General features: G+C 47.2%; 16 protein-coding genes. 10 read left to right on the top strand and 6 right to left on the bottom strand.

Translation table 11 applies throughout. The annotated features are described in order from the left end of the window. Nucleotides 1-8: 8 nt before the first annotated feature. Both NDI33_RS20725 and NDI33_RS20720 read right to left on the bottom strand, forming a co-directional pair. Nucleotides 9-305, bottom strand: coding sequence for an acylphosphatase (locus NDI33_RS20725; RefSeq protein WP_190439289.1), 297 nt, complete (start codon nucleotides 303-305; stop codon nucleotides 9-11). Nucleotides 306-446: 141 nt separating this feature from the next. Further along, a complete protein-coding gene (locus tag NDI33_RS20720; protein WP_242032993.1) occupies nucleotides 447-854 on the bottom strand; it encodes a hypothetical protein in 408 nt (135 codons plus the stop codon). A gap of 406 nt (nucleotides 855-1,260) precedes the next feature. Here NDI33_RS20720 and NDI33_RS20715 point away from each other — a divergent pair, with 406 nt between their 5' ends. After that, a complete protein-coding gene (locus tag NDI33_RS20715; protein WP_190672456.1) occupies nucleotides 1,261-1,866 on the top strand; it encodes a CPBP family glutamic-type intramembrane protease in 606 nt (201 codons plus the stop codon). A gap of 513 nt (nucleotides 1,867-2,379) precedes the next feature. Continuing rightward, on the top strand, nucleotides 2,380-3,885 hold the full coding sequence (locus NDI33_RS20710) for an adenylate/guanylate cyclase domain-containing protein (RefSeq protein ID WP_190410605.1): 1,506 nt from the start codon (nucleotides 2,380-2,382) through the stop codon (nucleotides 3,883-3,885). On the opposite strand, the gene NDI33_RS20705 is transcribed toward NDI33_RS20710, so the two are convergent. Both NDI33_RS20705 and NDI33_RS20700 read right to left on the bottom strand, forming a co-directional pair. Further along, entirely contained in the window at nucleotides 3,878-4,171 is a 294-nt protein-coding gene (locus NDI33_RS20705; RefSeq protein ID WP_190410606.1) for a DUF3593 domain-containing protein, read from the bottom strand. The genes NDI33_RS20710 and NDI33_RS20705 overlap by 8 nt on opposite strands. Beyond that, the gene (locus NDI33_RS20700; protein WP_190672454.1) at nucleotides 4,171-4,512 is read right to left on the bottom strand and encodes a DUF2499 domain-containing protein; all 342 of its coding nucleotides are present in this window, start codon (nucleotides 4,510-4,512) and stop codon (nucleotides 4,171-4,173) included. Before NDI33_RS20700 ends, NDI33_RS20705 begins: the two co-directional genes overlap by 1 nt. Nucleotides 4,513-4,656: 144 nt before the next feature. Between NDI33_RS20700 and csaB the strand changes: the two genes are divergently transcribed. Further along, on the top strand, nucleotides 4,657-5,706 hold the full coding sequence (gene csaB / locus NDI33_RS20695; protein WP_190672450.1) for a polysaccharide pyruvyl transferase CsaB: 1,050 nt from the start codon (nucleotides 4,657-4,659) through the stop codon (nucleotides 5,704-5,706). A 43-nt stretch (nucleotides 5,707-5,749) separates the two neighbouring features. Here the strand turns inward: csaB and NDI33_RS20690 are convergent, their stop codons facing one another. Further along, nucleotides 5,750-6,304, bottom strand: coding sequence for a GNAT family N-acetyltransferase (locus tag NDI33_RS20690; protein ID WP_190672545.1), 555 nt, complete (start codon nucleotides 6,302-6,304; stop codon nucleotides 5,750-5,752). Between the two features lie 135 nt (nucleotides 6,305-6,439). Between NDI33_RS20690 and NDI33_RS20685 the strand changes: the two genes are divergently transcribed. Further along, on the top strand, nucleotides 6,440-7,999 hold the full coding sequence (locus NDI33_RS20685; protein ID WP_190672447.1) for a hypothetical protein: 1,560 nt from the start codon (nucleotides 6,440-6,442) through the stop codon (nucleotides 7,997-7,999). Nucleotides 8,000-8,168: 169 nt separating this feature from the next. On the opposite strand, the gene NDI33_RS20680 is transcribed toward NDI33_RS20685, so the two are convergent. After that, complete coding sequence (locus tag NDI33_RS20680) at nucleotides 8,169-10,412, bottom strand: flavin-dependent dehydrogenase (RefSeq protein WP_190672542.1); 2,244 nt, start codon at nucleotides 10,410-10,412, stop codon at nucleotides 8,169-8,171. A 229-nt stretch (nucleotides 10,413-10,641) separates the two neighbouring features. Here NDI33_RS20680 and NDI33_RS20675 point away from each other — a divergent pair, with 229 nt between their 5' ends. The 6 genes from NDI33_RS20675 (at nucleotide 10,642) to NDI33_RS20650 (ending at nucleotide 14,849) form a co-directional block, all read left to right on the top strand. Further along, the gene (locus NDI33_RS20675) at nucleotides 10,642-10,872 is read left to right on the top strand and encodes a hypothetical protein (RefSeq protein WP_190429539.1); all 231 of its coding nucleotides are present in this window, start codon (nucleotides 10,642-10,644) and stop codon (nucleotides 10,870-10,872) included. Between the two features lie 20 nt (nucleotides 10,873-10,892). Beyond that, nucleotides 10,893-11,648, top strand: coding sequence for a phosphatase PAP2 family protein (locus NDI33_RS20670; protein WP_190672445.1), 756 nt, complete (start codon nucleotides 10,893-10,895; stop codon nucleotides 11,646-11,648). A 41-nt stretch (nucleotides 11,649-11,689) separates the two neighbouring features. After that, nucleotides 11,690-12,175, top strand: a complete 486-nt coding sequence (locus tag NDI33_RS20665; RefSeq protein WP_190672442.1) for a glutathione peroxidase — start codon at nucleotides 11,690-11,692, stop codon at nucleotides 12,173-12,175. A gap of 12 nt (nucleotides 12,176-12,187) precedes the next feature. Then, a complete protein-coding gene (locus NDI33_RS20660) occupies nucleotides 12,188-12,616 on the top strand; it encodes a DUF1824 family protein (RefSeq protein WP_190672440.1) in 429 nt (142 codons plus the stop codon). Beyond that, on the top strand, nucleotides 12,613-13,434 hold the full coding sequence (locus NDI33_RS20655) for an SDR family oxidoreductase (protein WP_190672438.1): 822 nt from the start codon (nucleotides 12,613-12,615) through the stop codon (nucleotides 13,432-13,434). The genes NDI33_RS20660 and NDI33_RS20655 overlap by 4 nt, the downstream gene beginning before the upstream one ends. 245 nt (nucleotides 13,435-13,679) lie before the next feature. After that, the gene (locus NDI33_RS20650) at nucleotides 13,680-14,849 is read left to right on the top strand and encodes a pyridoxal phosphate-dependent aminotransferase (protein ID WP_190672435.1); all 1,170 of its coding nucleotides are present in this window, start codon (nucleotides 13,680-13,682) and stop codon (nucleotides 14,847-14,849) included. Nucleotides 14,850-15,040 lie beyond the last annotated feature (191 nt).

Genomic DNA, 15,040 nt, shown 5'->3' with positions numbered 1-15,040 from the left:
AATTGCCTCTATCGCCACATTTCAAATCCGCGCAATCCTTCTGGCGTTTCGTACTCAACCGCCACCGCTTTCACCACAGCAGCAGGTGGCCCTTTGTGACACCATTGAATTACCTCTTCAACATCTGCCTTGCTTCCTTCAAAAACAGCTTCTACACGCCCATCGGGGAGATTTTGCACCCAGCCGCTGACGCCTAGCTGGATCGCTTCATCCAACGTTGAGAACCGAAAACCAACTCCCTGAACGGTTCCTGAAACGATTACGTGGGCGCGGATTTGCCCCGTCGAGGCTGATGAATTCTGCATTTATTTTTTCCTGTCTACGACAGATTTTAAGCTTAAAAGTATTGCCTGGGTTCATTTTAAGCAGGAATGGCGTCAGCTATTGAGCTAACGCCATTTAATTCTTTGGCAGATTGTGTGGATGGTTAATCCAACCCGACCATTTTAGTCGTCGTCATCATCGTCATGGTGTTTGCGGCGATGGCTGTGCTTATGTTCGTCATCATCGTCGTCATCATCATCGCGATGTTCACTACGATATCTATCTTTGCGATCGTCATCATCGTCATCATCATTTCCGTCACGATACCTATCGCGATCGCGGTATTCCCGATCTTCATTGCGATCATTGCGATCGCGGTACTCTCGATCTTCATTGCGATCGCGGTACTCCCGATTTTCATTGCGATCGCTATACTCCCGATTTTGATCGCGGTACTCCCGATCTTCATTGCGATCGCGGTATTCTCGATCTTCATTGCGATCGCGGTACTCCCGATCTTCATTGCGATCGCTATACTCCCGATCTCGATCGCCTCCTTCCCTATTCAAACCGGGTATGTTTCTGAACATATCGCCGATTCCCATAATGTCCCTCCAAGTTAAAGTTGAGAATTTTTATTATTAAAGCCGTACTAATTCTTCAAGTTTGTTACACAAATTTGACCATTATCTCTTCCGACAGGTAGAGATTCTCATTAAGAGAAAGCTTCGCAAACTTGCTTAACAGTATGTTTTTCAACATTAAGGGTGAAATGGTTTACTCAGAGGTACGCAGAGTTTAAACTTACCCGTATGTACCTCTTAGTCTACCCTTTTTACACAGATAACTTTGTTTATACTATTACCGATTTTTTTTTCCGAGGGATATTCATTAAGCCTATAGTATAGGATACTGGCAGATTACTTCACTTAACGAAAAAGGCTATTGATAACAGAATTTTATTTTGAGGAAACACCTATTAAAGGAAGTATTTTAATGGTTGATGCGTATATTAGTAATGTACCAGCGATCGCAGCCACGTTTGAGCTTTCGCTAGATGCGATCGCGCTTTCACCAAAGCTGGGAATCGTTCATCGCTTAGTTACAGCCGCCTCTACAATTCCTGATGCCAAAGCGTGGCTATATTCTGCTGCTTTGGTACTGATATATGCCTTGATTTCATTACCTATTGGATTCAAATTTGGTTTTTTAAAACTCGATGTAGAAACATCCTGGGAAATTATTATCGGTGTAATGGCGCGTTGTCTGTTGTCTCCCGCCATATCTGAAGAGTTATTTTTTCGGATTTTACTACTCCCTCACCCTACAGAAAAAGCTACCCCTACTACTCTGTGGCTTTGGGGAGGTATTAGTTTAGCAATGTTTATTATCTATCATCCGCTAAATGCCGTAACTTTCTACCCCGATGGACTCCGAAGTTTTTTTGACCCAGTTTTTCTATTCTTGGCAGCACTTCTAGGTGTTATTTGTACTCTTGCCTATTTTCAAAGTGGCTCTCTATGGATGCCCGTGGCAATTCATTGGCTAATTGTGGTGGTTTGGCTACTTCTATTGGGAGGATATAAAGCCTTGAACTCGTAACGTTTTTGTCTTGAACATTTATCGAAATTCTTCAAGCAGTATGTAGATTTGATGGGCGATTGTTTATAATAATGCTCGTTAATATTGGCTAATTTATCCGAAATTTTAAAATTGTTTATTCCTGGCAATCTTTAAATTATTATTGCTAGTATCTAGATTGTAATAAAGTTTTTGTGGCATAATAAAACTGATAGGGAAGAACTGGTTATTAATAATAGTATTGAAAATTTATATTATTTAAGTCAATTCAAAGCGTGCCAACGTTTAGTCAGTAAAATCTAATCCTAATTTAGATAAAAGATAGATAAAAAAATGGGTGTAAAACCTTGACATAAGGCATTTTTTCAGCGTGGCGCTAGAACAAGCCTCAAACTTTTGCTCTTTTGCAAAGTCTCCGGAAATTTAGCCTGACTGCGGTAGTCTAGTTAGGCTTGTCGTAGCTTAAAACAGAAGCTAAAGGGTGTTCTGCTTGGAATATAAGGTATCGCTATATGAAACAGTAGGAGAGATTCGATGACGCTGCAAGGCTCCCGTGTAGATAGGCGTACAATTCGCCAGTCAATTGCGAAAAGTCTAGCAAAAATCATTCAACTGCTAAATAAACAGACAATTCTGGTCTTGACACTCCTATTGTGTGCTGGAGTAGCGGGAGCTTTGTGGAATATGTCCCATCTCTCGTCAAACCTAATTCAATCACAAGCACTTCAGAATGCAGCCTTGTATGCCCAAGCGATAGAGGAAGCACGCACTCTCTACAGCTCCGAGATCCTGAAGCGGATAGAAGCAGTTCCTGAAATCACCATTACCGACAACTACACTGCTCTAGAAAAGGCAATTCCCGTACCAGCGACATTCTTGATAGAACTCAGTCACCGCCTCGTTCAAAAAAACCCTGGGATGTCAGTCCGACTTTATAGTGAGTATCCCTTTCGCCAGCGGCAAGCGACAGGTGGCCCCAAAGACAATTTTGAGTGGGAAGCGCTTCGCGCCTTGAGGCAACATCCCGATCGACCCTTTGTTCGCTTGGAGAAGTTTCAAGGGCGTTTGTCATTGCGATATGCACAAGCCGATCTCATGAAGGCTAGCTGCGTTGCTTGCCACAATACTCACCCGGATAGCCCTAAAAAAGACTGGAAAGTAGGGGATGTTCGAGGGATTTTGGAAATCTCCAGTCCTCTGGATGAGTTCATGGCAAAAACTCATGCAGGACTGCGAGGAACTTTCGTAATGTTAGCGCTCCTATCTCTATTGGGGCTGTTAGGAATTGCTCTGGTGATCGGCAGGCTGCGCCAAACTTCCAAGGAGCTAGAGTTGCGCGTCATCGAACGCACGGCGCAATTGCGGGAGTCAAATCAGCAACTGACGGTAGAACAGGAGAAGTCTGACAACTTGTTACTTAATATCTTGCCAGAGCCGATTGCCAGACAACTCAAAGACGGGCAAAGTAACATTGCCGATGGATTTGCTGAAGTGACGATTTTATTTGCCGATCTGGTTAACTTTACTCAGCTTTCAGAAAAGATATCACCGAAAGAACTTGTCTGGTTGCTGAACGAAATTTTCTCCGGGTTCGATCGCCTCACTGAACGGCATAACTTGGAGAAAATCAAGACAATTGGCGATGCCTACATGGTGGTAGGAGGTCTTCCCGAACCCCGACCCGATCATGCAGAAGCGATCGCCCAAATGGCAATCGATATGCAAAAAGAAATTGACCAATTCAACGCCAAACATCATCAAACACTCAGTATCCGCATTGGCATTAATACTGGCCCGGTAGTTGCTGGAGTTATCGGCACTAAAAAGTTCATCTATGACCTTTGGGGGGATACCGTGAACATCGCCAGCCGGATGGAATCCCACGGATTGCCAGGTGAAATTCAAGTAACGGCTACAACTTACGAATACTTACAGAATCGATATGCGTTGGAGCAGAGAGGCTCGATTCAGGTCAAAGGCAAAGGAGAAATGGAAACTTACCTTCTAAAAGGGAGAAAGCGTGAGGTTTCCCTTACTTAATGACTTGGCGTTTTTGAATCACTGCCTGCCGAAATCCCAAGACAATCAGAATATTAGAAAGCGTCAGAAAAACCTCTGCGCCACCGTGCAGCCAATCGACATTTGCTAAGGATTCCCCATAGGCAACTTGGGCATAAATTCCAGCCGGAATTGTGACGCCCACAAAAACCAAGGTCATGTAGAAACCAATTAAAGCCAAACGCGGCATCTGCCCGCTTCGCGTCAGAAACCAGAGAAAGCCTAAATAGGGGAATAGAGAGAGTGCAAAAAGGGTTTCTTTAGACATTACCGTGCTTTTGGAGAGATAATTGGCGCATCGTCTTTTTGATTAGCCACGGGTGATGAACGCCAAATCCACCAAGCAGCCACCAAAAGGGTGAAGTTACCCAGCAAAGTCATCGCCGCCTGAAGCGTAACCAGCCATTCTAAGGATTCTGGGTTGTCAAAATAGTGCCAAGTGCAAGCACACATGGCGCTGACTAATGCCGGTAGCATGGCGAAGGATAACGCCCACCAAGCCCGATTGCGAGTCACTTCGCCGTAGATCCAGATCAACCAAATGGCGGCAATCCACTCGATGACGCTGGAAACGTGAATAATCCAGGTAGGAATTGAGAGTGCGTGCATAAAGAAGTTTTTGAGGGTTGAGGTTGAAGTTTTGAATTAGAAGTCTTAACTCAACCCGTGCTAAGCACCGCTTCGCCAACATCATTCAAAACTCATCACTCTTTTTCTTATAGTACCGCTCAGTTTTGCTGGTAAAGTTTGAGCATGGGAATTCGAGCGGTTTTGTGCGGATATTATGGGCAGGGCAATGCAGGCGATGAGGCATTGCTGGCATCGCTGCTGCAAATGTTACCGCCTTATGTGACGCCGATTGTGCTTTCTGCGAACCCTAAAAAGACGCGCGATCGCTATGGCGTAGAAAGTTGCTCGCGCAAAGCTTTTTTCCCAGTGCAGCAAGCACTCCGTAAATCGGATGTTTTCATCTGGGGCGGTGGGAGTCTGATGCAAGACGCCACCAGTGCCCTAAGTCCCCTCTACTACGCGGGATTAATGGGATTAGCCCAGAAGCGGGGCTTAAAAACCATTGCTTGGGCGCAGGGAATTGGCCCTTTGAACCGCAATTCGACTCGCTGGATAACGCGAAAAGCGATCGCGGGTTGCCATGCCGTCAGCGTGCGCGATCGCGCCTCTGCTGCCCTGCTGATGGATTGGAAAATCCCCTATATCCAAGCCCCAGACCCGGTTTGGGCGTTAGACGCGAAGCCAGTGAAGGGACTGTGGGATTTACCAGCACCCAGAGTCGCCGTCACCTTGCGATCGCATCCCCAACTGACTCCCGCCCGACTTGATAACTTAACTCGCGCCTTGATTGACTTTCAAAAAGCTACTCAGACCTGCATTTTACTGGTGCCATTTCAAGCAAGTCAGGATCTAGCGATCGCTCAGTCAATTCAACCGCAATTAACGGGTGCCAGCCATATTTTTTCTCTTCAAGACCCTAGAGAATTGAAAGGATTATTTCAGGGTGTCGAGATGGCAATCGGGATGCGCTACCACAGCTTAATTATGGCGGCAGCACAAGAATGCCGTTGTTTCGCCCTCAGCTACGACCCCAAAGTTAGCTTGCTGATGGAAGAACTCAATATGCCAGGGTGGGACTTAACCCAATTGCCTGACGACCCCAACTTGATTAGTCAAACTTGGTTAGAACACTACGTCAACGGCGACCCCCTGTCACCCCATCAAATACAATCTTTAGTCGATCGGGCACTGATGCATCGGGATTTGTTGAGTGATGCTTTAGGGGCAAAATAGTCCTGTCGGAGCGCAACGCCTTCTGCCCTAAGTTTGAAAAGTATTATTGTGGGGCTAACCTTTGCCAATCGCGTGCCAACATCCCGTAAACAACCAAATCTACAAAATGGTCGTATAACCAACAAGCTTGGCGAAGCGTTCCTTCATTGGTAAATCCTAGTTTCTCTGGAATCGCTCGACTTTTAGAGTTCTCCACGGCAGCGCGAATTTCAACTCGGTTCAGCTTCAACTCAACCAGAGTATGATTTACCAAAGTGCGACACGATTTAATCATTATCCCGCGTCCTTGGAAATTCTCGCCCAGCCAATACCCAATGCTAGTGGCTCGATTTTCCCAATCAATTTCGTGACATCCAATTGCTCCTGCCATTTTGCCCTGATACCAAATGCCAGCATGAAATCCATTATTGGCGGCAAATTGTTTCAATGCAGCCTCAATGAAAAACTTGGTATCTTCAGGACTTTTCGAGCCATCAACCCAGGGAAGCCATTCCCGTAGGGAGGTGCGACAAGAATCAACCAAAGCATAAACTTCTTGTGCGTGTCGCACCTCAAGCAATTTGAGTTCGATTTCCTCGTCGATGCGAAATTTGAAAATGGTAGAGTGACTCCGAGAGCGTCGTGGAATAATCTTATTAGAATTATTGCAATCTAGGCGCAACTAAAGCTGTGAATTGATAAAGCTACAGCCAGTCCATTCCAAGCACCCATGACCTTCTCTTAAATCAGAGCAATGAGTGAAGCTGACACCCCCCAAGAAGCTAACCAGTCCCAGTCCTTCCCCCAATCAACCGATTCTCCAATGGACGATCCTGTGGAAGATCCGGTGAAGGATGAAACAGATCCTAACCTTGATCCTGTACAGGAGACAGCACCGGCACAGGACGAGACTCTCGTGGAAGTAATAGAAGTCGTCAGCTTAGTGCATCGTTCACCCGCGCTAGTAGACGATGAGGCGAATGCCGCAAAGACAACTGATGATGGGGATGGGGTGCATCGGGAAAAGTCTGAGCCGCAGTCATTGCCAGCAGAGGCGGGAAATTTGTTTCCACTGTTGGCGGAGATGCGTCAGCGCAATCGGGACTTAGTCAGCCGAGTGAATCACCTAGAGAAGGCACTGGGGGATTGTCAGGAGGCGTTGCAATTGCAAAGACAGCGATCGCAAGCTCAAGAAAATATCCTCACCTCTACAACCCAGGAACTCAACGGGACGCAAGAACAAGTCACCCGGATGTTCCGAGAACTAGAATCGTCTCATCAAGCTGCCCAGCGCCAACAAATCTTAATTGAAACCGTAACAGAACAGCTGGAAAACAGCCAAGAACGCATCGCCCAGCTTGAACGGGAATGTGCCTTCACCCAGCAACGCTATAACGAACAATCTCACGCGCTGTTGCAAAGCGAAAATACAATCCGCGAACTCCGTACCCGTTTGCAACGCCAGCAGCGCCAAACCCTGCAATTCAAGTCGGCGCTAGAAAAGTGTCTGGAAATGCCTCCCCCCACCCAAATCGAACCAGATACCAGACCTTCTCCCACTTGGGCGCATCGCCATCTTAAAAACGCCCACGATTCTCAATCTCTCCTCCCCAAAGCGCCGCCGATTCAACCTTGGTCAGCGCAACCGGCATTTCAGGAAGACCCCGCCCAGAATGAGGAAGATTGGGAGATTTCAGTACCATCTCCGGCTTATGCACCGATTACAGAGCCAACTGCCTTCGTTTCGAGGGAATGGGAGCCGTTAGAAGAAATACCCGCCTCTGAGAGCCTCGAAGCCACCGATGAAGAGGAGATATGGCAATGGGGAATGCTAGACTCAGACTCCGATCCGCTCATGGATGATTTTCTCATGCCCCCTGAGCTGGAAATCTCTGGTAACGACGATTTCAGCGATGAATTAGCGATCGCTTCTACCCAGGAAAGTATCGCGATTGAGAACGAACTGGAAGACCTGCTGCTGGCTGTCAGTTTCGAGCCAGATGAGAACGATGAAGCTGGAACGATCTATGCCCTAGAAAATGCCGAATCAGCTTCTCCTGCCTCGTACATCTTTGAGCCTTCTGAACCAGAGGCAATCTGGTCAGAAGATGCGAGTGGAGACAATGCTGAGCAAGAAGAGGAGGTAATATCCCGCAGAGAATTTCCGGCTGCTGTGCCCACCCAGCGCCCTGATGCCATCCCCTCCCAACCAAACTGGCCTTCCCCTCTGCTTTATCCGGCGCGTCCCCCGAAAGGGCGGAAATCCTTGGCGTCGATAGAATTGCCAACGTTTCCCAGAAAAACTGGCGCGTAGAAATTAAAAATCAGGACTTACGCATTGAAAGCTTGAAATCTAGATCCCCCTAGCCCCCTTAAAAAAGGGGGCTTTTCCGGTTCCCCCTTTTTAAGGGAGATGCAAGGGGGATCTCGGCGTAAGTCCTAAAAATACAAAATTAAACATTGTTCTTTTTAATTTTGCATTTTTAATTTTTAATCGCGACTCGCTCGGAAGACGTTTGCCTCTGCTCTTTCCGCGTAGAAAGCTGATGGTTCTTTTGAGGACGCCCCATCCCAGCAGTGAGGGCATAGCTCTGAGCCAGCAGCCATAACCACAAAGCAGGATAGTGTTCTTCTAGTGAAGGTTGTAGACGCCGGAGGGCACCCGGAAACCAACCCCCCAGCAACCAAACAACTAGGGCATGAAGTGTAAAGCTGAAATAGCTGCCCAGCCAGCGGAAGATATCTTTAGCACCGGCAAGTTGCCAAATCCATAACAGCAAAGCTGGATTGATCCAAGCGGCTTTTAGCGCCAGTCGATTGAAGGTTAGCCAATTCACTCGGTCTTTAATAAACGTGTCTGCCACCTCTGGGGGTTCTGTCGCCAAAAGCCCGAAAAAGGTATTCAGCATCGAGTTAATTCGCTGCGGCGGTAAGTAGGTGCCGGTGGGAACCATCATGCCTTTAGAAAATAACCAGGTAACGGAGACGTTGCTTTGATAAGCGCGAATCTGATTTAAGTGATGGGCTTGGAGCAAGTCATGTTTGAGGGCGGTATCGAGAAGGTTGGTTAAACGGGAGAGATTGCGAACCAGGGAACCAAAGCCGGTAAAAACGAGGGGAGATTGGAGAGAGGCGGCATCGCCAATGCTAATTAGCCGATCGAAAGCAACCGTGCGATCGCGACTTCCAACACTAAAGTGACCCGGAATATACCCAAATGTCGGTTTTTTCCACACCAGCTTCTCCATATCGCAGCGGCGATACTCCGGCAAAATGTTGAAAAAATCTTCATACATTTCTAATAACGAGCCGGGGTTATCGGGATGCACTTGATGATAGTGGAATAAGTAGAAGGTCACTTCTTCACCTTCAGCGGGGAATAACTCCCAAATCAGCTGCCGTCCCCGCGAAATATCGCCGTGACTGTTCAGCACATCCCCGTATTGGGCATCCCAGACCCCCGGCTCAAACCCGCTGGCAATCACAGCCCCAACGGTTGGGCAAACACTATCAAAAGTGCGACCCCCATTCAACTGCCACGCAATCGGCGAAGCAGTGCCCATCGCATCTACTAGCAGGCGTCCGCTAGCTTGGCGCTGAGCTTGGCTGGGCAGATGTTTCGCTTGCACGGTAACTTGCGATCGCTCAATATCAGCCCGGATAAACTCCGTCTCATCCCAAATTTCCCCACCGGCTTTGGTGAGTTTTTCCCCACACAGACGCAGCAGTTTCTCGGCGTCCAATCCCACATTCAGCACGGTTGGGGTATGCAATACCTGTGCTTTGAGCTTGGGCGGATTATTGGCATCGAAGAATTTGTGAAACCCGTCTACATACTCCGCGGCAATAATGCTTTCAAATTCCGCCGGGGTAAATAAGCCTAAATCAATCAAGCTTTGAAATTCATCGCGGGAAATGTTCCACTCCCGGTTCATGCGCCCGAAAGGGAGCCGTTCCAGCAATAGCACCCGGTAGCCGAGTTGAGCCATGACAGCAGCGTGGATGACGCCCAAGGCACCACCTACATAGATCAGGTCGTAGGAAGAGGACTGAGGGGGGAGGACTGAGGACTGAGGACTGAGGGCTGAGGGCTGAGGGCTGAGGGCTGAGGGCGCTTTGCCTTCCCGAAGGATGGACTCAGAGGGGAGGGCGGAGGAGTCAGTGAAGGCTTCATCTCCCTTTTGATTCCTGATTTCCCTGTCTCTTCGGAAGATAACCTGCGCTGGCTGTTTCGGATTGCGAACGCTCTCGCGCCAACGTTTCTCCCACCAATAGACGCGATTCAGGTCATATTCCCCGTTCGGCATTTTTTGAAAGAAGCGGACGGTTTCCGGGTAATCGTGAGCCAAAGCTTCAAAGATAGATTGCTTTGACAAATCAATCGCCGGTGGTTCTGGATATTGTTGGGGAAACCGGCTTCTCAGATTCGAGGTAAGTTGTTTCAGGATCTCTCTTTCACCGGGGATAGCCTGCTGTGCCCAACGGAAGACCTTCAGATACGTGGTTCGCTGCACCGACCAAATAAAAATTGAGAGTTCGGGTTGCGGAATCGCGGGATTTTGGGTTGTATCCGTTTTTTTAAGACTCTCAGGATTGGGAAATTGCAGTCTGATACCGTCAGGCGTGAACATTTTCTCCCCTGCTCCTGGATCGTACTCTTGTTGCAACCAGGCGCGGACGGCGGCTATATCCGGGGTAGGAACTTCTAAGTAAAGTATTTCTCTCATATTGGCGATCTGCATTAGGGAACCTATTCCTGAGAAAGACAGAGTGAACCGGGGTCAAAGTGCGCTAAACTTCCGGATACGAATTGCTTAGAATCGATTAAAAAACTTTACACAATTCTCATTTTCTTAATGTACAGGGGTGCAACTGTTGGACGGGCGGGGAACCGCTCACGACGAAAGCCCTGAGCGATGAATCCTTTAAACCCGCCCATAGACTATGACCTACGCCATGAATTATCCCATCCCAGCCAGTCCTCAAGAAATTGTCGCCTTACGGCAAAAGCCCGTTGATGAAGAATTAGTGGCAGCAGCGATCGCTGGAGTCGTTCAAATTGCCCGTCAAGAGGGGCAGTCTTTAGACGAATTAACCGCTCAAGTGCTAGAAGAAGATAGTCTGCTGGATCAGGCACAAAGACACTGGCTTAGCGACATCGTTGCCCAAGCTTGGGCTAGCCTCTAGCAAATTAGAACCGCCAGATCATGCGCGAAATTGCCAAGCGAGTTATCTCCGCGTTGCCGCAGTGGTGGCGATCGCACATATTGCCCTTGTTATTTACGATTCCAGCAGCGGGTCTATTCGTTGCTGCCCTAGGGCTGTGGGGATTTGCCCAAATTGCTGACGAAGTTTTAGACAAAGAAACCCAAGCCATTGATACGGCAATTCTAGTGGTTATCAGAAGCCTGCACGCGCCGCTGCTCGATCGGCTAATGCTGGGATTCACATTTGTGGGAGAACCCACGGTGTTGCTGGTCATTTGCTTGGGCTTCGGGATTTGGCTGTACCGAGACGGTCGGCGAGGGCAAGCCATAACACTTGCGATCGCTGGAGTGGGTGCGGTTGGCTTAAACTATTTACTCAAAGTGGTATTTGGTCGCGCCCGTCCGGCGCTTTGGGATCGGGTCATTGATGTGGGTCAATACAGCTTTCCTAGCGGTCATGCGATGATTTCAATGGTTGTTTACGGCGCACTTGGCTATTTACTGGTCAAGCAGTTGAGTAAATGGCATATAGCGATCGCTAGCGGGACACTGCTATTGGTTACGGGTATTGGTCTGAGTCGGCTTTATCTTGGCGTCCATTGGCCTACGGATGTCGTCGCTGGCTATGCAGCAGGGATTGTGTGGTTGATGACCTGTATCCTCAGCCTAGAAATTTGGCAAGAATATTACAAGCCAGCCCCTCAAAAAACGCCCATCCCTAACGAAGAAGAATCCAATATCGCTAACCGCAGATAAGGGAAAACACAGCTCAATCAGGGTGTATAGGAATGAAATTAATGAGCAGTACAGTCTCTGATATCGCAGTAAAAACTATCAACGGTGAAGATAAGCAACTTTCCGAGTACGGCGGAAAGGTACTTTTAATCGTGAATGTCGCTTCCCAGTGCGGCTACACGCCTCAGTACAAAGGATTAGAGCAGTTAAACCAAAAGTATCAGGATAAGGGATTGCGCGTTCTAGGATTTCCCTGCAACGACTTTGGAGCGCAAGAACCCGGTAGCAATGAAGAGATTATGAATTTCTGCACGACCAACTACGGCATCAGCTTTGAGATGTTTGACAAAGTTCATGCCAAAGGTCAAGAACAGCATCCGCTGTATGCTCGGCTTACCAGTGCAGTACAGCCTACGGGAAATGTTTCTTGGAACTTTGAGAAATTCTTAGTCAGTAAGCAAGGTGAAGTCGTGGCTCGATTTAATAGCAGCGTGAAGCCAGATTCACCAGAATTGATTGCAGCGATTGAGCGGGAATTAGCCCAGTAAGTCAAGGAATTTATGTCTGTCCAAAATTTGTCAAACTTAACCGTTCAAGAAGCACATAAAATCCTCAAAGTTTTCGACTGCTTGAAGATAAATTCCAGTGAAGATGCACCGGATAAAGATTCAATTCGCCGAGCGCTACTTTTGGTAACTGAGCTTTCTGATAACCAAATACTAGGGGTTTGTGCTGATACAACAGAGCAAGGGATTAAAGCTTTAAAAACCTATGCAACGGCTTTAGGTTATGAAGTTAATAAAAATTTAGCGCCGATTGATGGCTCTGTTTATATTAAATTTAACCCCAAGACTAACTTGTGTTATCTGAATCCGTACATAGGAGAACATCGCGGAGTTTTGGTGTCCTGCCAGTCTGCGAATGAAGACGGAATTAACGAGATGTACGGTCATTTACCTTTAGATTTATTTACATCGGAATCTTCATGAACGTTGCAATCATTGGCTGTGGTTATGTGGGTAAGACAGTTGCCCAATATTGGCGTCAGGAGTTAGGATTTACTGTCACCGCAACCACAACTTCTTCCGAACGAATTTCAGAATTAGAAGCAGTTGCTCAACAAGTCGTCCTTGTAAAAGGCAAGGATTTAGCAGGTCTACAATCGGTGCTGGAAGATCGGGATACTGTACTGCTCAGTATTGGAGCAAAAAATGCCGATGTTTACGAAGAAACTTATTTAAAAACTGCCCATAGCTTAGTCTCAGCCTTGAAACAAACTCCTTCGGTGCGACAGCTAATTTACACCGGAAGTTATGCGGTTTACGGGGATAAAAATGGGGAATGGGTGGATGAAGAATCACCCGTTACACCTGCTAACCAAAATGGTCGAGTTCTCTGTGATACTGAGCAAATATTGCTCTCAGCTTCCACTGAAAAGTTAGGCGTTTGTATCCTTCGTCTAGGGGGAATTCATGGGCCAGGTCGTGAATTATCCAAAATATTTAGTCGAGTTGTTGGTACAACTCGCCCAGGAAACGGCGAAGACACAACAAATTGGATTCACCTAAAGGACATTGTTGCTGCTATCGAGTTTGCCCGCAAGCATCAATTGCAAGGTATTTACAATTTGGTGGATGATGCACATTTGACCTATCGAGAACTTCTTGAGCGAGTGTGCAACCAACATAATCTACCCAAAGTTTCTTGGGATGAATCCCAGAAAAGTGTTCGACCTTACAATGCGCGAGTGTCAACTCAGAAGCTAAAAGCCGCTGGGTTTCAATTAAGCCATCCAGAAACAATATAGCAATCTTATTGGAGTTGTGAGATGCCATCGGTTCAGATTCCCGACTTCTTAGAGAAGTCGGGAATCTCGGCTTCACTGTATGCAAATTTCCAGCTTTCCCGTTTAAAGTGGGCTAGGGGATTTAAGCTTGTAAAATCCACCCTTTGATTCCTGACCTCCTTTAAAAAGGAGAACAAGAAAAAGGTAATTGTTAAATTTTAAATATTATGAAGTATGCACAATAAACCCTGAACGATGAGTTTTGTATGCTTACTGAATCTTCTCGAATGCAGGCGGTGCAGTCACCAATTATTCCCGTTGTTGGGGAATTAATTCGTAGCTGTCCGGGAACGATTTCCTTGGGACAAGGCGTTGCTTATTATAGTCCGCCGCCTGAAGCGATCGCGCAACTGTCCCATTTCCTGGCAGATCCAGAGAATCACAAGTACAAACCCGTACAAGGTATCTCGCCGTTGCTGGAGGCGATCGCTCAAAAATTAAAATTTGAGAACGCGATTGACATGAATGCTGAGAACTGCATTGTAGTCACGGCTGGCAGTAACATGGCGTTCGTGAATGTGGTGTTAGCGATCGCGAATCCTGGCGATGAGATTATTCTTCAAACGCCTTATTACTTCAACCAAGAGATGGCAATTACAATGGCGGGTTGTCGTCCGGTTCTGGTCACGACGGATGAGAATTATCAACTCCGTCCGGAGGCGATTCGGCAAGCAATTACGGAAAAAACGCGAGCAGTTGTGACAATTTCACCTAATAATCCCACGGGAGCTGTGTATTTGGAAGCCTCATTGCGGGAAGTGAATCAAATTTGTCGCGATCGCGGCATCTATCACATCAGCGATGAAGCCTATGAATACTTTACTTACAACGGCGTGCAGCATTTTTCTCCAGCAGCGATTCCAGACAGCCACCTCCATACAATTTCCCTCTTCTCGCTGTCTAAAGCTTACGGTTTCGCGTCCTGGCGCATCGGGTATATGGTGATGCCAAAACACCTCCTCATCGCCGTCAAGAAGATTCAGGATACGATTTTGATTTGTCCCCCAGTGATTTCCCAGTATGCCGCATTCGGAGCATTGCAAGCGGGAGTAGGCTACTGCAAGGAAAAGCTAGAAGCGATCGCCTCTGTGCGAGAAATTGTCCTCAACGAATGCGATCGCATCCAACATTTATGCACCATTCCCCCAGCAGATGGAGCTTTTTATTTTCTGCTGAGAGTCCATACAAAATTACCTGCAATGGACTTGGTAGAAAGACTGATCCGCGAACATGGTGTCGCGGTTATTCCAGGTACAACCTTTGGCATGGAAGACGGGTGTTATCTGCGCGTTGCCTATGGTGCCCTGCAAAAAGAAACCGCAGCCGAGGGGATTGGGCGATTCGTGAGGGGTTTGTCAGCGATTTTAAGCGCATAATCGTCAAGGGGGCATTTAGCGAAGAATTACACCTTTTTGCCATGAATTGCAAGGAATATTGACGGAAAGCATGAATAGCGGTGCTTAAACGAAAAACAAGACTCTAAAAAGGTATAATACAGGCATGGCAACCATTTCACGTTATGGTTTGATAAATGAAAGAGACAACTCCCGCCGCCATGCCCCCTTGC

It is taken from the genome of Trichocoleus sp. DQ-A1, assembly GCF_039961955.1.
GTDB lineage: Bacteria > Cyanobacteriota > Cyanobacteriia > Cyanobacteriales > FACHB-T130 > FACHB-T130.
Note: the sequence above shows the minus strand (reverse complement) of the source record. Positions and strands in the feature narration are given on the sequence as shown.